This window comes from Paenarthrobacter sp. YJN-D (assembly GCF_015040335.1).
Classification (GTDB): domain Bacteria; phylum Actinomycetota; class Actinomycetes; order Actinomycetales; family Micrococcaceae; genus Arthrobacter; species Arthrobacter nicotinovorans.
In genome coordinates, this window is record NZ_CP053549.1 from 3,603,678 (window position 1) to 3,623,490 (window position 19,813).

At 63.4% G+C, this 19,813-nt stretch carries 24 protein-coding genes; 9 read left to right on the forward strand and 15 right to left on the reverse strand.

Annotated features, from left to right (window positions below; translation table 11 throughout):
• Positions 1-4: 4 nt before the first annotated feature.
• Both HMI60_RS16615 and HMI60_RS16620 read right to left on the reverse strand, forming a co-directional pair.
• On the reverse strand, positions 5-196 hold the full coding sequence (locus tag HMI60_RS16615) for a helix-turn-helix transcriptional regulator (RefSeq protein ID WP_018778791.1): 192 nt from the start codon (positions 194-196) through the stop codon (positions 5-7).
• Positions 193-630 carry a hypothetical protein gene (locus HMI60_RS16620; protein ID WP_079582094.1) on the reverse strand — a complete coding sequence of 146 codons (438 nt, stop codon included), beginning with the start codon at positions 628-630 and terminating at the stop codon, positions 193-195. The genes HMI60_RS16615 and HMI60_RS16620 overlap by 4 nt, the downstream gene beginning before the upstream one ends.
• 75 nt (positions 631-705) lie before the next feature.
• On the opposite strand from HMI60_RS16620, the gene HMI60_RS16625 reads away from it, so the two are divergent.
• Complete coding sequence (locus tag HMI60_RS16625; protein ID WP_193590019.1) at positions 706-1,275, forward strand: MOSC domain-containing protein; 570 nt, start codon at positions 706-708, stop codon at positions 1,273-1,275.
• Between the two features lie 149 nt (positions 1,276-1,424).
• On the opposite strand, the gene HMI60_RS16630 is transcribed toward HMI60_RS16625, so the two are convergent.
• The 3 genes from HMI60_RS16630 to HMI60_RS16640 form a co-directional block, all read right to left on the reverse strand.
• Positions 1,425-3,401 carry an ABC transporter ATP-binding protein gene (locus HMI60_RS16630; RefSeq protein WP_079582095.1) on the reverse strand — a complete coding sequence of 659 codons (1,977 nt, stop codon included), beginning with the start codon at positions 3,399-3,401 and terminating at the stop codon, positions 1,425-1,427.
• Complete coding sequence (locus HMI60_RS16635) at positions 3,398-5,131, reverse strand: ABC transporter ATP-binding protein (RefSeq protein ID WP_039242924.1); 1,734 nt, start codon at positions 5,129-5,131, stop codon at positions 3,398-3,400. Before HMI60_RS16635 ends, HMI60_RS16630 begins: the two co-directional genes overlap by 4 nt.
• Positions 5,132-5,246: 115 nt before the next feature.
• Entirely contained in the window at positions 5,247-5,924 is a 678-nt protein-coding gene (locus tag HMI60_RS16640; RefSeq protein WP_018778786.1) for an FMN-dependent NADH-azoreductase, read from the reverse strand.
• A gap of 124 nt (positions 5,925-6,048) precedes the next feature.
• Between HMI60_RS16640 and HMI60_RS16645 the strand changes: the two genes are divergently transcribed.
• Complete coding sequence (locus HMI60_RS16645) at positions 6,049-6,483, forward strand: helix-turn-helix domain-containing protein (protein ID WP_018778785.1); 435 nt, start codon at positions 6,049-6,051, stop codon at positions 6,481-6,483.
• Here the strand turns inward: HMI60_RS16645 and HMI60_RS16650 are convergent.
• The 9 genes from HMI60_RS16650 to HMI60_RS16690 form a co-directional block, all read right to left on the reverse strand.
• Positions 6,473-8,017 (reverse strand): CYTH and CHAD domain-containing protein, encoded by a 1,545-nt coding sequence (locus tag HMI60_RS16650; protein WP_193590020.1) that lies wholly within the window; start codon positions 8,015-8,017, stop codon positions 6,473-6,475. The two genes, HMI60_RS16645 and HMI60_RS16650, sit on opposite strands and share 11 nt — an antisense overlap.
• A gap of 87 nt (positions 8,018-8,104) precedes the next feature.
• Entirely contained in the window at positions 8,105-8,590 is a 486-nt protein-coding gene (locus HMI60_RS16655) for an SRPBCC family protein (RefSeq protein ID WP_079582099.1), read from the reverse strand.
• A 115-nt stretch (positions 8,591-8,705) separates the two neighbouring features.
• Positions 8,706-9,056, reverse strand: a complete 351-nt coding sequence (locus HMI60_RS16660) for a hypothetical protein (protein ID WP_018778782.1) — start codon at positions 9,054-9,056, stop codon at positions 8,706-8,708.
• Positions 9,057-9,181: 125 nt separating this feature from the next.
• Positions 9,182-9,517, reverse strand: coding sequence for a PRC-barrel domain-containing protein (locus HMI60_RS16665; RefSeq protein WP_079582101.1), 336 nt, complete (start codon positions 9,515-9,517; stop codon positions 9,182-9,184).
• Complete coding sequence (locus HMI60_RS16670; RefSeq protein ID WP_193590021.1) at positions 9,507-9,932, reverse strand: hypothetical protein; 426 nt, start codon at positions 9,930-9,932, stop codon at positions 9,507-9,509. The genes HMI60_RS16665 and HMI60_RS16670 overlap by 11 nt, the downstream gene beginning before the upstream one ends.
• A complete protein-coding gene (locus tag HMI60_RS16675) occupies positions 9,929-11,158 on the reverse strand; it encodes an NRAMP family divalent metal transporter (RefSeq protein WP_039242931.1) in 1,230 nt (409 codons plus the stop codon). Before HMI60_RS16675 ends, HMI60_RS16670 begins: the two co-directional genes overlap by 4 nt.
• Positions 11,155-11,631: a hypothetical protein gene (locus HMI60_RS16680; protein ID WP_018778778.1), complete on the reverse strand. Its 477-nt coding sequence runs from the start codon at positions 11,629-11,631 to the stop codon at positions 11,155-11,157. The genes HMI60_RS16675 and HMI60_RS16680 overlap by 4 nt, the downstream gene beginning before the upstream one ends.
• A gap of 318 nt (positions 11,632-11,949) precedes the next feature.
• A complete protein-coding gene (locus tag HMI60_RS16685) occupies positions 11,950-12,123 on the reverse strand; it encodes a hypothetical protein (protein WP_156369765.1) in 174 nt (57 codons plus the stop codon).
• Positions 12,124-12,209: 86 nt separating this feature from the next.
• Complete coding sequence (locus tag HMI60_RS16690) at positions 12,210-12,368, reverse strand: hypothetical protein (RefSeq protein ID WP_018778776.1); 159 nt, start codon at positions 12,366-12,368, stop codon at positions 12,210-12,212.
• A 357-nt stretch (positions 12,369-12,725) separates the two neighbouring features.
• Between HMI60_RS16690 and HMI60_RS16695 the strand changes: the two genes are divergently transcribed.
• The 3 genes from HMI60_RS16695 to HMI60_RS16705 all read left to right on the forward strand — a co-directional run bounded on the left by HMI60_RS16695 (position 12,726) and on the right by HMI60_RS16705 (position 13,940).
• Complete coding sequence (locus tag HMI60_RS16695; protein ID WP_193590022.1) at positions 12,726-13,343, forward strand: dTMP kinase; 618 nt, start codon at positions 12,726-12,728, stop codon at positions 13,341-13,343.
• Positions 13,344-13,455: 112 nt separating this feature from the next.
• Complete coding sequence (locus tag HMI60_RS16700; RefSeq protein WP_156524776.1) at positions 13,456-13,674, forward strand: hypothetical protein; 219 nt, start codon at positions 13,456-13,458, stop codon at positions 13,672-13,674.
• Positions 13,671-13,940, forward strand: a complete 270-nt coding sequence (locus tag HMI60_RS16705; RefSeq protein WP_227453573.1) for a hypothetical protein — start codon at positions 13,671-13,673, stop codon at positions 13,938-13,940. Before HMI60_RS16700 ends, HMI60_RS16705 begins: the two co-directional genes overlap by 4 nt.
• A gap of 37 nt (positions 13,941-13,977) precedes the next feature.
• Here HMI60_RS16705 and HMI60_RS16710 read toward each other — a convergent pair whose 3' ends face one another.
• On the reverse strand, positions 13,978-14,718 hold the full coding sequence (locus tag HMI60_RS16710; RefSeq protein ID WP_018778772.1) for an NUDIX domain-containing protein: 741 nt from the start codon (positions 14,716-14,718) through the stop codon (positions 13,978-13,980).
• Positions 14,719-14,819: 101 nt separating this feature from the next.
• Between HMI60_RS16710 and HMI60_RS16715 the strand changes: the two genes are divergently transcribed.
• The 4 genes from HMI60_RS16715 (at position 14,820) to ggt (ending at position 19,799) form a co-directional block, all read left to right on the forward strand.
• A complete protein-coding gene (locus tag HMI60_RS16715; RefSeq protein WP_039242937.1) occupies positions 14,820-15,839 on the forward strand; it encodes an SPFH domain-containing protein in 1,020 nt (339 codons plus the stop codon).
• Between the two features lie 9 nt (positions 15,840-15,848).
• Positions 15,849-16,751 carry an NAD(+)/NADH kinase gene (locus tag HMI60_RS16720; RefSeq protein WP_193590023.1) on the forward strand — a complete coding sequence of 301 codons (903 nt, stop codon included), beginning with the start codon at positions 15,849-15,851 and terminating at the stop codon, positions 16,749-16,751.
• Between the two features lie 137 nt (positions 16,752-16,888).
• Positions 16,889-17,833: a hypothetical protein gene (locus HMI60_RS16725; protein ID WP_193590024.1), complete on the forward strand. Its 945-nt coding sequence runs from the start codon at positions 16,889-16,891 to the stop codon at positions 17,831-17,833.
• Positions 17,834-17,942: 109 nt separating this feature from the next.
• Positions 17,943-19,799 carry a gamma-glutamyltransferase gene (gene ggt, locus HMI60_RS16730; protein WP_193590025.1) on the forward strand — a complete coding sequence of 619 codons (1,857 nt, stop codon included), beginning with the start codon at positions 17,943-17,945 and terminating at the stop codon, positions 19,797-19,799.
• Positions 19,800-19,813 lie beyond the last annotated feature (14 nt).

A 19,813-nucleotide genomic window follows, 5' to 3' on the forward strand; every position in this document is an offset into this window, starting at 1 on the left:
GGTGTCACTCCGCGGTGAAGACGTCCTCGATGGCGCAGCCAAAGGTCCGCGCAATGAGGAACGCCAAGGGCAATGACGGGTCGAACTTCTCTCGCTCGATGGAGATGACGGTCTGCCGGGACACTCCGAGCGCGGCGGCCAGATCCGCCTGGGTCCAGTTGCGGCCGGCTCGGCGCTCGGCAAGGTTGTTCTTCACTTCAGAGCACGGTGGCGGATGGCCACGTAACGGAGGCCGGCATCCAGCGTACTGAGGCCAACGAGCCCCAGAAGCAGTGGGACCGCATCAACCTGGAAACGGCCGATGGCCAACACCAGCGAAGCAACAATCGTCGCGACCAGCACGTCAATGAAGGCCCCGGCCCCGGCCTGGCGCATCCATTGCAGCTCCACGCTTTGTTCCCCGTTCGGATCGCGGGTGACGGTGTTATGGGAGACGAAAACCCGCACTCCGAGGGACATCGCAGGGTACCCGGAGCATAGCGCCCCGATCCCTGCGGCGGGCCAGAAATCATCCGGGTTGGTTGCTCCCACCACCACCGCAACCGTGATTGTCAGGATGGCGCCGAGGATGACGGCCAAGACATAGTGCTGGGCCGGGACCCGCCGGGATGTAAAGGACGCTTTACTCATAGGCAAAGTAAAGCACGCTTTACACCGCGGAACAATGCCCCTGCGCTCCACACGGACAGGGGCTAGCGTTGAAGCATGACTGATTACAGGTACGACGTCGAAGTGCTGCACCTTTTGGTGTCGCCGGCGCACGCCTACTTTGGCCGTGCGCGCGAAGGCGCCGCGGACGTTCCAACTGCCGACGCCGACCACGCTGAGTTGGTTGCCGGCAAGGGGATTGTTGGGGACAGGTTCTTCGGCAAGGCCGCCCACATGGACGCCGCAGTGACGGTGTTCGCCGTTGAGGCACTGGAAGCCATTGCTGCCGAACTCGACGCCGGGCCTTTCGATCCGCTGCTGACGCGCCGGAACGTCGTGCTGCGGGGGGTGGAACTGGCTCCATTGCTCGGCCACGGGTTCACGCTGGAATCCGGCGGAGATGTGGTGACGCTGAAGGCCGGCAGACCAGCCCATCCTTGCGCCTGGATGGACCAGATGCTCGCCCCGGGTGCCCACAAGGCGATGCGCGGGCGCGGCGGCGTGCGGTGCCAGGTTGTTTCCGGCGGAGTGCTGCATCGTGGGCCGGCTGTCCTGACCAGCCCGGTGCCGCTCGACCCGGGCAAGGCGGGCGACGCAAACGTGCTCCGGCCTTCGAGGCTGCCTTAGCAGGCACGTGCGCTTCCCGACCTTCTTTGGCCGCAGCGTGATCCGAAAACAACCAAATAGCGTTGAAATATGGCGTTTCCGCATCCAAAGTGGGTCAGGAAGCCACCCATAAGTGGGTCAGGAAGCCACCTGCCCCGCAACCGGAAAGCTCAAACTTCCTCCGACGCCGGCGCCGCAAACTGGGCCTCGTACAACCGGGAGTAGGCCCCACCGGCAGAGAGCAGCTCCGAGTGCGTGCCCTGCTCCACGATCTGCCCGTCCTCCATCACCAGGATCAGGTCGGCGTCGCGGATGGTGGAGAGCCGGTGGGCAATGACGAAGCTGGTCCGGTCCGAGCGGAGGGCATTCATGGCTTTCTGCACCAGCACCTCGGTACGGGTGTCGACGCTGCTCGTGGCTTCGTCCAGGATCAGCACCGATGGCCGGGACAGGAAGGCCCTGGCGATGGTCAGCAATTGCTTCTCGCCGGCCGAGACGTTGCCGCCTTCGTCGTCGAGAACGGTGTCGTAGCCCTCGGGGAGGGACCGGACGAACCTGTCCACATACGTTGCCTGCGCCGCTTCGACGATCTCGGCTTCAGAAGCCGTGGGCCGGCCATAGGCGATGTTGTCCAGGATGGTGCCGCCGAACAGCCACGTGTCCTGGAGGACCATGCCCATCCGCGAGCGCAACTCCTGCCGCGAGATGGAGGCAATGTCGACGCCGTCGAGCGTTATCCGCCCCGAGTCCAGCTCGTAGAAGCGCATCATCAGGTTCACCAGGGTGGTTTTGCCCGCCCCCGTAGGCCCGACGATGGCGATGCTCTGGCCGGGTTCTGCCACCAGGCTGAGGTCCGTGATCAGGGGCTTGTCCGGGGAGTAGCGGAAAGAGACGTTCTCGAACACCAGGCGACCGCGCCCGGCCGAAGCGCCCGAAGGAGCAGGTTCGGGCGACTCTTCGTCCTCGTCCAGGAGATCGAACACACGCTCGGCGGAGGCAACGCCGGATTGCAGCATGTTCGCCATGGATCCGAGCTGCGCCAGGGGCATGGTGAATTGCCGTGAGTACTGGATGAACGCCTGCACATCACCCAATTGCATGGAACCGGAAGCCACCTGCAGGCCGCCAACCACGGCAATGCCCACGTACACCAGGTTTCCGATGAACGTCATGGCCGGCATGATCAGACCGCTGACGAACTGCGCTCCGAAGCTGGCCTGGAACAGCTCACCATTCTTGGCGCGGAACTTCTCCTGGACCTCGTTCTGCCGCCCGAACACCTTCACCAGGGCATGCCCGGTGTAGGTTTCCTCAATCTGGCCGTTGAGCTCACCGGTGTTCTTCCACTGGGCAACGAACAGCTTCTGCGAGCGCTTTGCAATGAGGAGCGTCGTGCCGAGCGTCAGGGGAATGGTCACCAGTGCGATCAGCGCCAGCAAGGGCGAGAGCAGGAACATCATGACCAGCACGCCCAGCACAGTCAGCAGGGACGAGACCACCTGGCTGATCGATTGCTGCAAACTTTGGGAGATGTTGTCAACATCGTTGGTTACCCGGCTCAGCAGTTCGCCGCGCTGGATGGAGTCGAAGTAGCGCAGGGGCAGGCGGTGGATTTTTGCTTCAATGCGTTGGCGGAGGCGGTACACCGTCCGCTGCACGACGCCGTTGAGCACGTAGGCCTGCATCCAGCCGAACGCTGAGGCAAGGACGTACAGGGCCAGTGCCCACAGCAGTACGGAGGACAACGCACCAAAGTCGATTCCGACGCCGGGTGTGAGGGTCATGGCGCCCAGCATGTCGGCTTTGCTGTTCTCACCTGAGGCCCGCAGGCCCGCGATGACCTGCTCTTTGGACACCCCGGCGGGCAGTTGCTTGGACACGATGCCGGCGAAGATCAGGTTGGTCCCTTCGCCCAGCAAGCGGGGACCGATCACGGACAGCGCAACGCTGGCCACGGCGAAGACCAGCACCAGGGCCAGCCAGAGCCGTTCCGGATGCAGGGTTCCCAGGAGTCTGCGGGCCGAAGCCTTGAAGTTCGACGCTTTCTCTGCCGGAATGTTCATTCCGGCGAAAGGGCCTCCCCTTCCCGGGCCCATTGCGGGGCGCTGGGGTCCGCGGCCGCCGGCTGGAGCGGTGGACGTGCTCATGCTGCCTCCTCCGCTGCCAGCTGGGACGAGACGATTTCGCGGTACGTTTCGGATGTCTCCAACAATTCTTCGTGCGTCCCCTGGCCGACGATCCTGCCGTCGTCGAGCACCAGGATCCGGTCTGCGTCGGCGATGCTGGACACACGCTGGGCGATGATCACCAAGGTGGCGCCGTTGGTATGGCGCTTGAGGGCCTGCCGGAGCCGCGCGTCGGTGGCGGTATCCAATGAGGAGAAGGAGTCATCAAAAATGTAGAGCTCCGGCTGCTTCACCAGGGCCCGCGCAATGGCGAGCCTTTGACGCTGCCCGCCCGAAACGTTGGTCCCACCCTGGGAGATGGCCGCATCCAGGCCCCCGTCCATGCCGCGTACGAAGTCGTCAGCCTGGGCCACGCGCAGCGCTTGCCACAGTTCGTCCTCGGTGGCGTCCGGCTTGCCGTATTGCAGGTTGCTGCGGACCGTGCCGGAGAACAGGTACGGCCGCTGCGGCACCAATCCGATGTGCCCCCACAGCAGGTCCGGGTGGAGGTCGCGGACGTCCACACCGTCCATCCGGACGGAGCCCGTTGTGGCGTCGAACAACCGGGGCATGAGGTTGACCAGCGTGGTCTTGCCGGCTCCGGTGCTGCCGATGATCGCGGTGGTCTGCCCTGCGCGGGCCGTGAAAGTCAGGCCACTCAGCACGGGCCGCTCGGCACCCGGGTAGGCGAATCCGACGTCGCGCATTTCCAACTCGCCGCGGCGGATGCCGCCGGTGACAGGGTTCGACGGCGGCCGGACACTGGAGTCGGTATCCAGCACCTCCCCGATGCGGTCGGCAGAAACCGACGCGCGCGGGATCATCACGGCCATGAACGTGGCCATCATGACCGACATGAGGATCTGCATGAGGTAGCTCAGGAATGCGATCAGGGTGCCCACTTGCATGGAGCCGTCCTCGATCCGGAAGGACCCGAACCAGATCACTGCCACGCTGGATACGTTCATGACCAGCATGACCACAGGGAACATGAGCGCCATCAAACGGCCGGCCCGCAGCGCGACGTCGGTGACGTCGTCGTTCGCTTTGGCGAACCGGCTGATTTCCATGTCCTCCCGCACGAAAGCCCGCACGACGCGGATGCCGGTGAGTTGCTCGCGCAGGACCCGGTTCACGGCGTCGATCCGCACCTGCATCTTGCGGAACAGGGGAACCATCCGTGTCACGATCAGCCCGACGGCAACCAACAGCACGGGCACGCACACGGCAATCAGCCAGGACAATTGCGCGTCCTGGCGCACGGCCATGATCACGCCGCCAATGCTCAGCATCGGCGCCGCGACCATGAGCGTGCAGGACATCAGAACCAGCTGTTGGACCTGCTGGACGTCGTTGGTGGACCGGGTGATCAGGGAAGGAGCACCGAACCTGGTGACTTCCTGTTCGGAAAACTCCCCCACCCGGCTGAAGATCGCGTCACGCACGTCGCGGCCCATGCCCATCGCAGCCTTCGCCCCGAAGTAGACCGCAACCACGGCGCACGCGATCTGCAGGAGAGTGATCAGCAGCATGAGCCCGCCCATGCGGAGGATGTAGTCGGTATCCCCGGTGGCTACGCCGTGATCGATGATGTCGGCATTGAGCGTCGGCAGGTACAAGGACGCAATCGACTGCGCCAACTGAAAAATGACGACGCCCACCAGCAACCGCTGATGCGGCCGCAGGAAGCGAACCAGTACCTTCCAGAGCATGCTGTCTCCGAGCTTTCGAAGTGAAACCGAAGGCCAGTTTACGTCTGGTTGCTGTGGGCAACTAGAGGGAACCGGGGCGTTGTGGAGGCAACCCGGACAACGCCCCCGGTTCACCTCACTTGCTGATCAGTTCCGAGGCCCGAACGGCATCGAGGTTCCCTGCGAACAACAGTGCTGCGTCGCTCAATTCCCTTTCCGCGAGGTGGCGGCTGCCGTCCACGTCCGTGTTCAGGACCGTAGGGGCAAATCGGATGTGGGCGGCGTCCTGGATCCCCACGAAGTTCAGCCAATCGGCAAAATACGTGCTGCTGAAGTCGGCACCGAACATTGCCGGGACCCCTGGGGCGTAGACACCGCTGGTGTGGATGGCCATCGCCAGCTTCCCTTCCATGAGACCGGTGTACCCATGCTCCGGGTGGAAACCGAAACTCCAACCGGGCTGGGTGACGATGTCGATCCACTGCTTCAAGGCGTAGGGAATCCCCGAATTCCACATGGGAATGTTGAACACGTAGGCATCCGCCGCCGCGAACTGGTCAAAGACCGACCGTGCCGCTTCCCACGCTGCCATCTGCTCCGGCGTTTGTTCCTGGCCCATGAAGACCGCCATTTTCGCGGAGGCGGCGACCCGACCGAAAGCCGGCAGTGCATCGTCGTCGAACAGGTTCAGTGTCTCCAGTTCAAAAGTCTCCGGAGCCGCAGACTGGACCGAATCGATGAAGTGACGGGCGAGTCCCAGCGAATCGCTGCTGCCGTAACGGGGAGAGGCGTTGATATGGAGGATGGAGGGCATGGTTTTCCTTTCAAACGGGGGACGTTCCGACCCCTTACTGATCCTCGCCCGGCTCCCCGGCACAGCGTAAGAACGCACTTTTTTGTGCCCAAGGCACGTCGAAGTGCCTGCAATGATTTGGGGTATGACACTCACGGCTGAGCAGACCCGTCAGAAAGCCCGGCACCAGTACAACGCCTCCCTGGAGAACTGCCCGGCCCGGCAATTGCTCGAAGCGATCAGCAGCAAATGGGTGACTTTGGTGATGCTGGCGCTGGAAGAGGGACCGCAACGCCACAGCGGGTTACGCAGGCACATTCCGGGGGCCAGCCAGAAAATGCTGACATCCACGCTGCGTTCTTTGGAGCGCGATGGCCTGATCCACAGGGAAGTCACGCCGTCCGTCCCCGTTCGGACCGACTACTGGCTCACGGACCGTGGCCGCTCACTACTGCCGATTATTTTCGACATGAAGGAATGGGCTGAGGACAACATGGACGCCGTGGCTGCGTCGCGCCGGCTGCACGACGCGGAGCGTGCCCGGGCCACACCGGCCGGCAACCCGGAACCTACTTCTTAAGGCGCAGCTTCAAGGTCTTGGCGCTGCCCTTAAGGTACTTGCGCTCCGTTGCGTCTGAAACGGCGGATTCCCTTGCATGCAGCACCCCATAGGTGAAGGCCGCGCTGGCCGTCCCGGGCGCTGAACCAAGGTCCAGCAATTCTCTGCGGGCCAACACGCTGTCCTGGTGGGTACCCAGAACCGATTGGACTTTGTGCGCAGCCTTGCCAAGCTTCGCTGCGCGCTTGCCGTGGACGCTCTCTGCGGCCGCCGCCGCGAAACGCAGCTTCTTGGCGGACTTCCGCACGCGGTGCAGGGCTTCGTCGCGTGATTGCCCGACGGCGGCCGATACCGCCGCGTCGTGGCGCTTGCGGAGCCGCTTCACGGCTTTGTTGACGAGCTTCGCGGTGGTCTTCCTTGCCGGTGCGCGCCCTTTTTCCGTCAGGGGCGGCGCTTCGATGAACGCCTCAAGGTCGTCGAGGAGACGGAAGTACCCCGGGCTGGTCAGACGCGTCCGGATGGCGGCCAGTGCAGTATCGGCCCTGATCATCATCCGCTGGTCCAGCTCATCGTGGAGCGGGCCCAGGACCAGGTTTTCCGGCAGCTCATCAAGGGCATCCCGCAGGCGCTCATGCAGGACTTCGGTGTCGCGGTACCGGCCCAGGGTCTCCGCCAAGGATTTCAGCCCGCGTTCCAGGTCATTGACGGGCCCGGGGGCAAAGAGCGGACGGTAACTGTGCAGGACCGAGCGTATCCGTCGGGTGAACGCCCGCATTTGATGTACGGAATCGTCACGGCCCAGCCGCACGTGGGCGTCCTGGAGAAGCAGGCCGGCGAGCTGCCGCTGCAAATAGCTGAGCACGGCGTCCGCTGCCCTTTTCTTACCGGCGCCCTTTGCGGCGTCTGGCTTCCGGTCAGCTTTCCCAGCCATGGGCAATTCGCCACCCAAGCCACCCAAGGCGGTGGCCAGTTTGGAGCTTCGATGGCTGGGAGTCGCACCTGCTGCGGAAAGCTGGCGGGTCAAGGTAGCCAACAGGGAGTCACCGGTTCCGTCGGAGGCCGCCAGCTCCACCTCCCATTCCCGCCATTCAAGCCGGCGGTCGTCCCCCACCGTGACATGGGCCCGCACCCGGTCATCCACGAAGTCGGCCAAACGCTCGCCCTGGCCTCCGTACAGGGCGTAGCTCATACGATCCGTATGCAGGGTGGCCACTGCGAGGACGGCGTGCGCCCGGGTATAGGCGAGCACTCTGTCCATGAGCTCCACCGGAACGGTATCTGCGCTGCCCAAAGGAGCGTGGATTTCGGTTCGTTTTCCGGGGCCGAGCGGCAGTTTGAGGTGCCAGCCGGCGTCGTGTCCTCCGGTGCGGCGCCGCAGCGTGATTCCGTGGCGTGCGAGCGAAAGCCGGCTGGTGTCGAAGTAAGTGGCTTCCAGTGTGTGGCTTACCGGGTCACCGACTCTGCCCACGCCGTCGATGGCGTCCAGCATCGGAAGCGGCGTGGACTCCAGGGCGTCGAATTTCTGTTCTGCCTCTACGCTGCTGGACGTTGCCATGGCTTTCGGTACTCCCCTTCACGGTTACTCCAAGTATGCCGCGAGGGCCGGTCCGTGGAAACGGCCGGCCCTCGCGTGCAGCAAGATTTACAGAGGCGCTCCGCCTGCGTCGTCCACATCGCCACCAGACACTGTTCCGCGCCAGGCGCCGGACTCGTGCCCTTGGGCTTCTATGAACTTCTTGAACTTGTCGAGGTCGGCGCCCACCCGCAGTTCGTCCACGCCAAGCGCAGATCCGGCCTTTTCGGCGAGGCCTTCAGGCTCCCAGTCGATGGCCACGTTGACCCGGGTGCGGTCATCCTCGAGGGGCACGAAGCTGACTGTGCCCGAATTCCGCGGCCCGTCAACGCTTGTCCAGCTCACCAATGCGTCAGGAACCTGCTCGATGATCTGGGCGTTGTATTCGCGCTTGACCCCTCCCACGTTGGTGGAGAAGTGCAGGGCCGTGTCATCGATCTGCTTCACGGACTCCACGCCATTCATGAATTCCGGGAAGGATTCGAACTGCGTCCATTGGTTGTAGGCGACAGACACGGGCACGTCCACGTCAATTGACTTGTTCACCGTTGCCATGGGTCTTGCTCCTTCGATCTAGTCTCTGTTTCCAGATTCGGGATTTCCGGCGGCGCACCAACCGGCTGGCTGCTTAACCAGTGGCGCGCCAGTCTAAGCGCGCCAGCCAAAGCTCTTAGCCGGCGTCAAAACTTTCTTCGTCATCATCGTTCGGCGACTCTTCCTGGGGAAGGTCGTTTCCGCTGCCATCGGGCAGTTCTTCAGTGTCATCCGGCACGGATGACTGCTCTGCGTGGGACTGTTCATCGATGCCGCCAAAGCGGCCTGCGCCCGGCTCGCCGGAGCTGTCCGAGTCTTCCGGATTCAAGTGGCTGAGGTTCGGCGCACCGGTACCCTCACCCAATGCAGCCTCGTCGATGTCTTCTTCAACGCGCGGCTGGGCCTGGCCTCCGCCGGCTTCCTGCTCTGCCGTAGGAGTGCCGTAGCCTCCTACTTCCTCTTCGGGTGTGGCGTCCTGCTTGTCCATATGACTAGTCCTTTCCGATGCGGCGAACGTGTTGATGGAACACTTCGAACCTATAAGGATGCTTAGTGGCATGTCCATGCTACGCCAAAATTATCAGTAAACTTAGCAATTCCCTTTTCGATGGTCTATCGTGTCAGCCGCGCATCGTAGGCGGTGAAGCCGGGCCGCAGCCCAACCCTCTCCGGACCCATCACCGCGATGTCCTCCCACAGCACCAGAAATGACCCCTTGTGCCGCCAACGGAGCAGCTGAGCAACAGGCCAAGGCTGACTGATTTCCTGCCGCTCGTAGCCCAGAAACGACGACGCCGTCCGCGGACTTACCACGATGCCCACCAGCCTGGCCGGGCTAAGGAGCTGGCCTGCTCCCGCATCCAACGCGAACCGGACGTCCGACACCTCGCCTAACCGCTGGCCGGCCCCATCCACTACATCGCTGCCCAACACGTCGCTAAGGTTCATGCCTGCCTCCCGGGATCCGCGCAATGACATGGTTTCGCAGCCACCGCTCAACCCATGAGGCATCCATCGAGTCGGCGCGGACCCCCAGCGACACCACCGTGTCCACGCCCGCCACCACTTTCCACGGAATACGGATCAAACGGCTCGACGGCGGCCTGCCGCCGAAAATGCGGGTTCCCAGTACCGGCCCGGTGAGCCAAGCCGTGATCTGCGGGGGCGCCGATCCCTCCGGGATCTTCTCATCGGGTTCGGGCCCGCTCAGCTCGATGTCGTCGACTGTGGTGACAGGGACGCCGTCGACGTCCAATATCTGCCTGTCCAACAAGTGCAGCTGGGCGTCGAGCACAAGGCCCGCCGGATAGGGTGCAGCGTGGAGCTGCTGCGGTTGGAAGCGTTTGGGCTTGCTCTTGTTCATGCTCCGGCTCCTGTGGCGATCATCAAGGGGATGGCCGCCAGGGAGGCAACCAGGATGATGAACAGGTAGATCACTCCGGCGATGTTCACCGCGCGGTTGTTGACATGCTTGCCCATGTACTGCGGGTCGTTGGCCACGATGAGTATCGGCAGGTAGGTCAACGGAAGCGCTATCGCCGAGAAAACCACGGAGTATTCAGTCACGAGGATGGGATCAACGCCCGTGGCCAGCACCGCCACCCCGGCCAGCAACACCACGATCATCGACACGTGGAACCGGGCCGCCTGGGCCGGGCGGCGGAACTTTCCCCACGACCATCCAAAGAACTGTGCAAGCGTGTAGCCACTGGACAGCGTCGTCTCCAAGGCCGCCCCGAAAGTCGCTGCCACCACCCCCAGAATCAGCACAGCCAGTGCAAGCTGGCCGCCCGCCTGCGCCACGGGAAGCGCAACCTGCGACAACGAGGTGACGCTGATTCCGGCTGGGAGAAGAACGACGGCGGCACACCCGGCGATCGCAAGGGACAAGAACCCGCCGAGCGGGAAGCCGAGAAGGACGTTGAGGCGTGACTGGGCCAGGTCCTTGATCTTCCAGCGCTCCTCCACTGCTCCGGAGGAAAAGAAGAACACCTCATACGGCGTCATCGCAGCTCCGAACAGGGCAATGGCGTAGTACCAGTACACGCCGGCGCCTTCCTGGGCCGGAACGGACGGAGAAAACGCCTGCCCGGCCAGGGCACCCCAATCAGGTTTGAGAAGGAACAGGGCGACGGCGAACACCACCAAGGACAAACCCACAAGCCCTGTGACGTTCTCCATGATGCTGAACTTCACCCGCCAAACCACCAGCCACACGGCCAGCAGCGCAAAAGGAACCCAGAGAATATAGGCCACCCCGCTGGCTAGTTGGAGGGCAAGGGCAATGCCGCCGATTTCGGCGGTTACCGTCATGACATTGATCAGGAAGGACGCACCCAGATTGGCTAATCCGGCCCGGGGTCCAAGGCGCTCCCGAATGACTTCGAAAGTGGCCCTGCCGGAGACTGCAGCCACCCTGCCGGACATGTTGGCGAAGAGGCAGATACCCACGACGCCGACCAACACCACCCATGCCAGCGACATGCCGAACCGTGAGCCCACCACGGCGTTCGTCACGAGGTCCCCGATGTCGACAAAGCCCCCGATCGCCGTCAGGATGCCGAGTGCAACACCGAGGAGCCGTTTCACTGGATGCCGGCCTTGGTCATCAGACTGTCCAGTTGCTCGGTGGCAACGCGAAGTTCTCCTTGCACGGTGGAAAGCCTGGCTTTCCCTTGCCCGTCGTCAGGACCGTTCGACGATGAAGAAAGGGCATCCCGCGCGTGCAGGAGTGCCCTGGAAATGGAGGAGAAGGCAGCCAGGACATCGTTGCGAAGTACGCGTTCTTCCTGGGTTTGCGCCGTGAGTCCGTGCACCTCGTTCGTGGCCGACTCCACATCGCCCAGCATGTCGTCGGCAGCGGTAGCAGCGGCGGCCGCCGTCGTACTGTCCGAAATCCTGAGATCCACCGCAAGGCTGGCCGCCCGCACGGCCGATGAAACCTCATCAGCCGGCCCTTTCAGGGCGTCGGCTGAGGGTTGCTGCGAACAGCCGGCCAACACGCCGGCAGCAGCCACCAGAAGAGTGAGGAGAACGGTTCGGAGCCGCGGAGATTTACTCATGACGGCTTCGGAATCTCGCACCCACCCTGAGGATTCATGCCCATGTAATTCAGTGGGCCGGCAACGATATTCAGCGCAATGGTTGCCACTTGCGAGCACTGGGCGGGCGGGTCGCTGTAGTAGCCGCGTTGCCCGGCGGCAACTGCCCCTATAACGAGCCAGACGACTACCAATAGCCCGATGATTGAACCGATTCGCATTTCTACCCCAATCGCTAACTGACAACGCTCAGCAATTAGTGACAAACCGTGGTTTTGGGACCCTAAAGGAGCGTGGCGGCGGACCGGATATCTCCCGCCCGCCGCCCCGCTGATCCGATCAATCCGTGGGATTGGTTTCGGTTGTCAGACCGCGGTTGTCCGCTGTCTTTTCATCCTTTTCTTCTGCCGGCCCGGGTGGATTGGCAGATTCGCTGGGACCAGCATCGACGGAGTCATCCTGACTTCCCGACGATGCGTCACCGGCGTCTCCCGGGCCGCTGGTTTCTGGCACCCCCGGCTCCCTGGGAATGGGATGGCCAGGGGTGGTGGTTCCGTCGCGAACCTGGGAAAAACCGGCAACTTCGCTTGGATCAGTTGTCATACGCGCGACCGGCCCCTGCCGACGACCCAACCAATAAGTGCCAGCACCAGCAGGATAATTCCTACCCAAAGCAGGAAACTGAGTGCTTGGTTGAATCCGCCTACAAGAAGCAGGATGATCGCGATTACGCCGGCGATTATCAAGAGTGTGTTCATTGAGCTACGCATCCCTTTCAATAACTGTTGTCTATTCAGGAAGGCGTCCGCTGGTACTCCACACCGTGTGGAGCGCCACCCATGCCAACGGGCACCGGTTGGAGAAATTCATCTCCGTATTTCTTACGTACCCTCAGGGAAAAGGATCCAAACGAATCTTTTGCCCGTCAGTAGTACGTACATAGCATCATGATAGGCGTGCTTCCCTCTTTGGCGAAGCAGTTCGTCAGGAAACTTACTACCGTTTTGCGGAGATGCCCCCGGGACCGCCCTCAGGACGCCCCCGCCGAGCTGTGTGCCGACTCACGGCACAAGAGGCCGCTCCCCTTCGTTGGACAGGAAACGAGGGGAGGCCTCATGCTCATTGTTCTGACAGGAATTGACGGTTCAGGAAAAACGACGGCGGCCCGCGCCCTGGTCGAGTCGGCCCGCGCTGAGGGGCGGGATGCCCTGCTGCTGAGCAATCACGCCGGCCGGAGGCAGTTATCCCTGCTGGCCGAGCGGTTCAGTTTCCCGCTTCCGCCGCGGGTGGCAGATTTCATTGAGACAGGCGTGCGCCTTTTTACCGTGCTCGTCAACCATGCACGCGCCCGGCGGACCGACGGCCTGGTTGTCATGGATCGCCACCTGCATTGCCAGCTTGCGCTCCGGGAAAGCAAGGGCCTGGAACCCGGACGACTGCTGCCGTGGCTGCTGCGGATGCTGCCCACCCCGGACCTGGCAGTTCATTTCGACGTCGACCCGCGCCGTGCGCACCAGCGTGTCATGGCACGCGGCATCGATAAAGAAAGCCTGGCCGAACTGCAGGCGTTTCGGGACGCTTACCGCGCTCTCCCTGGGTTCGCTGACTTTGTTGTCGTGGACGCCAACGGCACCCCGGAAGAGGTGCGGGCCCAACTGAACCGGCTCATTGCAGCAACGGAGCCGGTTCCCTTCGCCCACGCAGGCAATGAGGGACGGGTAACGTCCTCCTAAGTGGCGCCTTCCCGGATTCATGCGTAGGCAGCATTTGACTTGCTCCCTGGCGCGCTCCGGGTAGGCTCGCCACATGTCCACACCGATGCGGGCAGCGATTGGGGGAAAGTTAATGAGCGCCAAAACCCGGCGAGGACTCCTTATCTTCATCAGTGGATTCGGGTCCTACATGATCCTCTTATCCACGTTGGGCCCACTGCCATCCCTTCTTCTGGGTCTTGTGGTGGCCGCGGCCACGGTTTACCTGGATGGATGGCTGCGGCTAAGGTTCAGCAAGCACCCTGGCCTGAAGGCCGCGGATGCCCCTTCGGAACCGGACCTGCCGCAGTGAGCGGATTGCCGGCTTTGGCTTCGAACTCGTCAGTCATCTCTGAGGCGCGGATCGGCCGCAACTCCCGGAAGGTCATCGCAGGCGTTGTAGGGGTGGCCTGCTTGTTTATCATCGCCACGGCGATTCCCAGTGGCGTCCTGTTGATCACCACAGCTCTGGCTATAGCTTTGCTGCTGCCGAACCGCATCTGGATCGTCTCGACGCCGGAGCCGGAGGCGACAGCAACGGCGGTTCTCGCCCACGCCGGCAAACTAAGGGACGAATAACGTCCCCCTAGGTTCCCAAGAGAGCGTTAGCTTTCGCCTATTTGGGCGCAGCGGGGCGCATCAGCGGCGGGTTCAGCACCGCGCGCGTGGGGTGGCCCGCCGTCGGACGGGCCTCCGGGGCGAGCCTGAACAGCGCAGCCGGGCGGCCGGCGTCGCCCGCTGTCATGCGGCCGGTGTCCTCCAGGAAACCGGGCGTCCCCGTCGCCTTCCGGTGGAAGTTCCGCGGATCCAGGCGCGTGCCCCAGACGGCTTCGTACACGGCACGAAGCTGGGCAATAGTGAACTCCTCGCCGCAGAAAGCCGCGCCGAGGGGTGAGTATTCGAGTTTCGACTTGGCCCGCTCAAGGGCGTCGTCGAGGATTTTGGCGTGGTCGAAGGCGAGTTCCAGCTCTCCGCTTTGGACTTTCGTCACCGGATACCACGCGGCGTTCTCCGCGTCACTGCCGGCCGCCAGTACCGGGAAGTCCGGTGCCAGGAGGAGGTGCGCGACGGTCAGTACGTCGCCGCGGGGGTCGCGCCCCTTGGGTCCGTAGCTCCCCAATTGCTCGAGGTGCCCGGGAAGGCGCTCGACGCCGGTCTCTTCCGCGAGTTCGCGGACCGCTGCCTCCTGCAGGTCCTCGCCTGCGAGAACGAAGCCGCCCGGCAGTGCGGGTTTGCCCTTGAAGGGTTCGATGAGGCGTGTGATGAGCAGGACGTTCAGCTCGCCGTCGCGCACGGTGAGGGCGACGACGTCGACGGTCACCGGGAAGCGCTGCGGCGCCGGATGGGATTCAGGCATGCAGCAATTCTAGGCAAGTTATCGTCATGTTGACAATAATGCGGGAAGCTCCTACTCTTTAGTTATCGTCAAATTGACGACAATAAGTAAAGGAGAACATCATGGCCATCATCAAGCGCTACCCCTGGATCAGCCACTTCCTCGGCAGCCCCACCGGCTACGTCGTCCACCTGCAGAAGGGGACGGTCAAGCACCAGGGAGTGGGCCAGGCATTCTTCTTCCGTCCCGCCAACTCGGTACTGAGCGAAGTTCCCGTGGACGACCAGGAACTCCCCACGCTTTTCCACGCCATCACCCGGGACCACCAGGACGTCAGCGTTCAGGCCAACGTGACCTACCGGTTCATCGATCCAGTAGCCGTGTCCACACGCCTGGACTTCGGATTGCAGACCGCAGGCAAGGCACCGGCCACCGGTCGCGAACAGGTGTCCACCATCATCGGCCAGCTGTGCCAGAGCCACGCGATCGACCAGATCGCCACCACCACACTCGCCGAAGCCCTGGAACGCGGCGTCAGCCAACTCCGCCTGGTTCTCACCGAAGCACTCCGCGCCGATGCAAGGCTCCAGTCCACCGGCATCGAAATCCTCGGCGTGCAGGTCCTGGCCGTCCGGCCCGAAGCCGACGTGGAACGGGCCTTGCAGACACCCGTCCGCGAACAGCTCCAAGCCGAAGCGGACCGGGCGGTTTACGAAAGGCGGGCAGTCGCCGTCGAACGTGAACGCACTATCTCCGAGAACGAGATGGCAAGCCAGATCGAACTGGCGGTCCGCCGCGAGAACCTGGTGGCCCAGGAAGGTGCCAACGCCCGTCGCGCCGCCGAAGAGAAGGCAGCGGCAGGTCTGATCGAGGCCCAGGGATCTGCCGAACGCAAGGGCATCGGCGCCGCGGCTGAAGCCAACCAGATCCGGCTGGTCGGCGAAGCGGCAGCTGCCCGCGAAGCCGCCACCATGGAGGTCTACCGCGGAATGGAACAAGCCACCCTGCTGGCTCTGGCCCTCAAGGATGCAGCAGGCAGCCTGCCGAACATTGGTAACCTCACCATCACCCCGGACCTGCTCAGCGGAGCACTTGCCGGACTGTTCAAGGAACCCGCTGCCACCGCTGAAGTCACCAAGTAAGGATCTGTCATGGCAACCCCTCGCATCGTCCTCGTCCACCGGCGGACCGAACTTCAGGAACTCCTGGACCGGCACGCCACCCGCGGCCAGGCCGAATTCTTCCTCAGCACCCGCGGGCGCAGCATCCAGGACGTTCAGGACCGGCACGACCGCCTCACCGCCGCCCTCGCAACCGTCCGGGAAGCGGTGCCGTCCGACTGGCGGCAGGCCGAAGTTGAACGCGCGGACCTCAGCCGCTTCCTCCTCACGGCGGAGGACATCATCGCAGTCGTAGGGCAGGACGGACTGGTTGCGAACGTCGCCAAGTACCTGAACGGGCAGCCGGTGATCGGCATCGACCCCGAGCCGGGGGCCAACCCCGGCGTCCTTGTCCGTCACACGCCAACGGCCGCCGCTGCACTCCTGGCAGCTGGAGATGTCGGGCGGCTGCGCTGCCAGGACCTCACCACCGTGACGGCAACGCTCGACGACGGCCAGCAGCTTTCGGCGCTTAACGAAGTTTTCGTCGGGCACGCCTCGCACCAGTCGGCGAAGTACTCGCTCGCCGCGCCGAGCTTCACGCAGGCCGGCGGACAGACCGAGCGGCAGTCGTCGTCGGGCCTCATTGTTTCCACCGGAACCGGGGCCACCGGATGGTGCGCGTCCATCGCCTTGGAACGTGGTGGGCGGGCCCTGCCCGCCCCTACCGATCCGCGCCTCGCCTGGTTCGTTCGCGAAGCCTGGCCATCACCGGTCACCGGGGCTTCTTTGACCGAAGGCGTGCTGGAAGCCGGAGAAGTGCTGCGCATTACCGTGGCATCCGACCAGCTGGTGGTGTTCGGTGATGGCATGGAGGACGACCGGTTGACGGCTTCCTGGGGGCAGGAGATCACGGTGCAGTTGGGGCAACGGCCGCTGCGGTTGGTTGTTTAGGTTTGGGCGGGCCGAAGCCAACAATGATCATGGGAAACCACCGCGCCAACGGTTAATCCAGTCAATGTAGTATGTGGTTTGGCGTCGCTCTTCATGCCCATCACGCCTATGAATCCCACAGAGACAAAGGAGCTTCCGTGAGCCACGCCCCGCAGGCACTGAACCACGCTCCGGCGTCGGAAAGCCACCATAGCAGTGCCGCCCGCGAGGCCGCAGTGGCCTTGTCGATCGGCTTCCTTGCCGCAGCGCTCGGCCTCACCCCGTGGTGGATTACCGGCGCGAAGCTCCCCCTGCAGAACCTCTGGGCCAACCAGGTCATGCCGGATCAGATGCCTTTGGCGCTGCTGCCCCTTAGCCAATACGAAGTCCTGACCCTGATCGCACTCCTGACCACCGGAGGAGCAGCGGCCGGACTGGTGATCAGGCTCTGGAAGCCCGTTCACCGAGGGGTAGCGACGTGGTGTGCGGTGTGCGGTGTCCTGATGGTCCAGGTTGTAGCAACGGTCCAGTCGTTCACGGCACTGAACAATGGCCTCGCTGGTGGAAGGCTCACGGACTACTATTACTTTGGCCTCCTCGCCGGCGTCATCTCCTCGCTGGCTGCCTCCCTTGTGGCGCTTCTCCTGGTCGCAGCCAAGACGCGGGCCATCGCAGCCTTGGGTATAGGACTCATGGCCGTCCCCTTTACGTCCTGGACTGTGGCGTGGGCAGTCGGTGTCGCAGGGCGGCAGAACCTGCCCATCCAAGTACCGGCCATCGCCCATTGGGTTCCCGCTGTCCTGGTGGGTTGCGCGCTGGCTTGGTGCGGGCTCAAACCTACCCGCCGTGTAGTGGTGTGGGTGCTGAACCTTGTTTTTCTGTGGGTTATCCCGGCGATTTTCACAGCTGTCCAGTCGGTTCTGGGGACCCGGGTCATTGCCGGCGATATCCCTGAGATGGTGCTCATGGGCCAGCAGGTCCTGACCGCAGCGTTGGGGCCCGACGGCGGTGCCGGTCCAACAGTGTTGTTGGCCTTGGGTATCGGCCTGGTAGGCGTCGCCGTTCGGACCATCGCCGCACGACAGGCCGCTGGCAAGCAGTAGGTCAATACCCACTGCTTCAAGAATCAACCGTTGTCCCTCGCAGAACCCCGGGGTAGGGTGACCGAACCGTTCGCCCACATCATCGTCTGGGAAAGTTCTGGGAGAAACCATGACACATGTGAGACGTCAGCTGGCCGCTGTCGCAGCAGCCTTCGCACTCGGCGCAACGAGCGTGGGGATAGCAAGCCCGGCTTCCGCCGATCCTCGTGAAACCGAGAAAACAGCTACGGCCACCGGATATGGCGGAGCTGTCAGCACCGTGGATCCGGAAGCCTCGGCAGCAGCGATTGAGGTCCTGAAAAAGGGCGGCAACGCGGCCGATGCCGCCGTCGCCGCTGCCGCGACCTTGGGAGTCACCGAACCGTACAGTGCCGGCATAGGAGGCGGCGGATACTTCGTGTTCTACGACGCCAAGACCGGAAAAGTCGGCACGATTGACGGCCGCGAAACTGCTCCGGCGGCGATGCCGAACGATGCATTCATTGACCCCGCCACAGGGAAGCCCTACCCCTTCACCCCGCAGCTGGTGACAAGCGGCGTCTCCGTCGGTGTCCCCGGCACTCCGGCCACGTGGGAACGCGCCCTGGAACGGTGGGGCAGCATGGACCTGGGTGACGCGCTGAAGCCAGCCATCAAGGTGGCAACCCGGGGCTTCGTGGTGGACGAAACGTTCCGCCAGCAAACCAAGGACAACCAGGCACGGTTCAGCAACTTCACCTCGACCAAGGACCTGTTCCTCCCCGGTGGCGAGGCTCCCGCCGTCGGAAGCGTCTTCCAGAACCACGACCTCGCGGCGACCTATCGGCTGCTTGCCAAGGAAGGCACGGACGCCTTCTATGGCGGCAAGCTGGCTACGGAAATCGCCGCTACCGTCAAGGCGCCGCCCAAGGTCGCCAAACCGACGCTGCCCGTTCCTGTTGGTTTCATGACAGCCAAGGACTTGGCCGACTACAAGGTGGTGGATCAGGATCCCACCCACATGACCTACCGCGGTTATGACGTCTACGGCATGGCCCCCTCCAGCAGCGGCGGCACCACTGTCGGGGAGGCGCTGAATATCCTGGCGCCGTTCAACCTCTCCGAAATGAAAGCAACGGACGCGCTACACCACTACTTCGAGGCAAGTTCGCTTGCGTTCGCAGATCGCGGCAAATACGTCGGCGATCCTGCGTTCGTGAAGGTTCCGACCCAGGCCCTCCTGGACCCTGCTTTCGGAAAGGAACGCTCTTGCCTGATCGATCCGGCAGCGGCGGCCAAGAAGCCGGTAGCCCCGGGTGACGTCACCAATTACGACGGCGCATGCCCGACTTCGGCGGCACCGCTCGCCAAAGAATCCGACACCGAGAACATCTCCACCACCAACCTGACCGTTGCGGATAAGTGGGGAAACGTGGTGGAGTACACGCTCACGATTGAGCAGACGGGCGGGTCCGGGATCGTTGTTCCCGGTCGCGGATTCCTGCTGAACAACGAGCTGACTGACTTCAGCACGGTTTACGACGCCGCCGACCCCAACCGTATCCAGCCGGGGAAACGGCCGCGTTCCTCCATGTCTCCCACGATCATCGTGAAGGACGGCACCCCGTTCCTTGCCCTCGGCTCGCCAGGCGGTTCCACCATCATCACGACTGTGCTCCAGACGATCATCAACCGGGTTGACCTGGGCATGAGCATCTCCGAGGCCCTCGCGGCTCCACGGGCAGCGCCCAGAAACGGAACCACCGTCAGCTCCGAACCAGCGTTCATTGACGCTTATGGGCCGGCGCTGGAGTCCCTGGGACACGATCTGGTTCCGGCCGGTGATGCTTTCACATCTGCGGCTGAGATCGGCGCGGCTACTGCCATTGAATTCGGCGACGGCGGCAAGCTCACCGCCGTATCCGAGCCGGCTCGTCGCGGAGGGGGCTCTGCGATGGTGGTCTCCGACCACGGTCAAGGCCCCGGAAAGGGTCCTAAGCCCAAGTAGCTTTCTACCGTCAG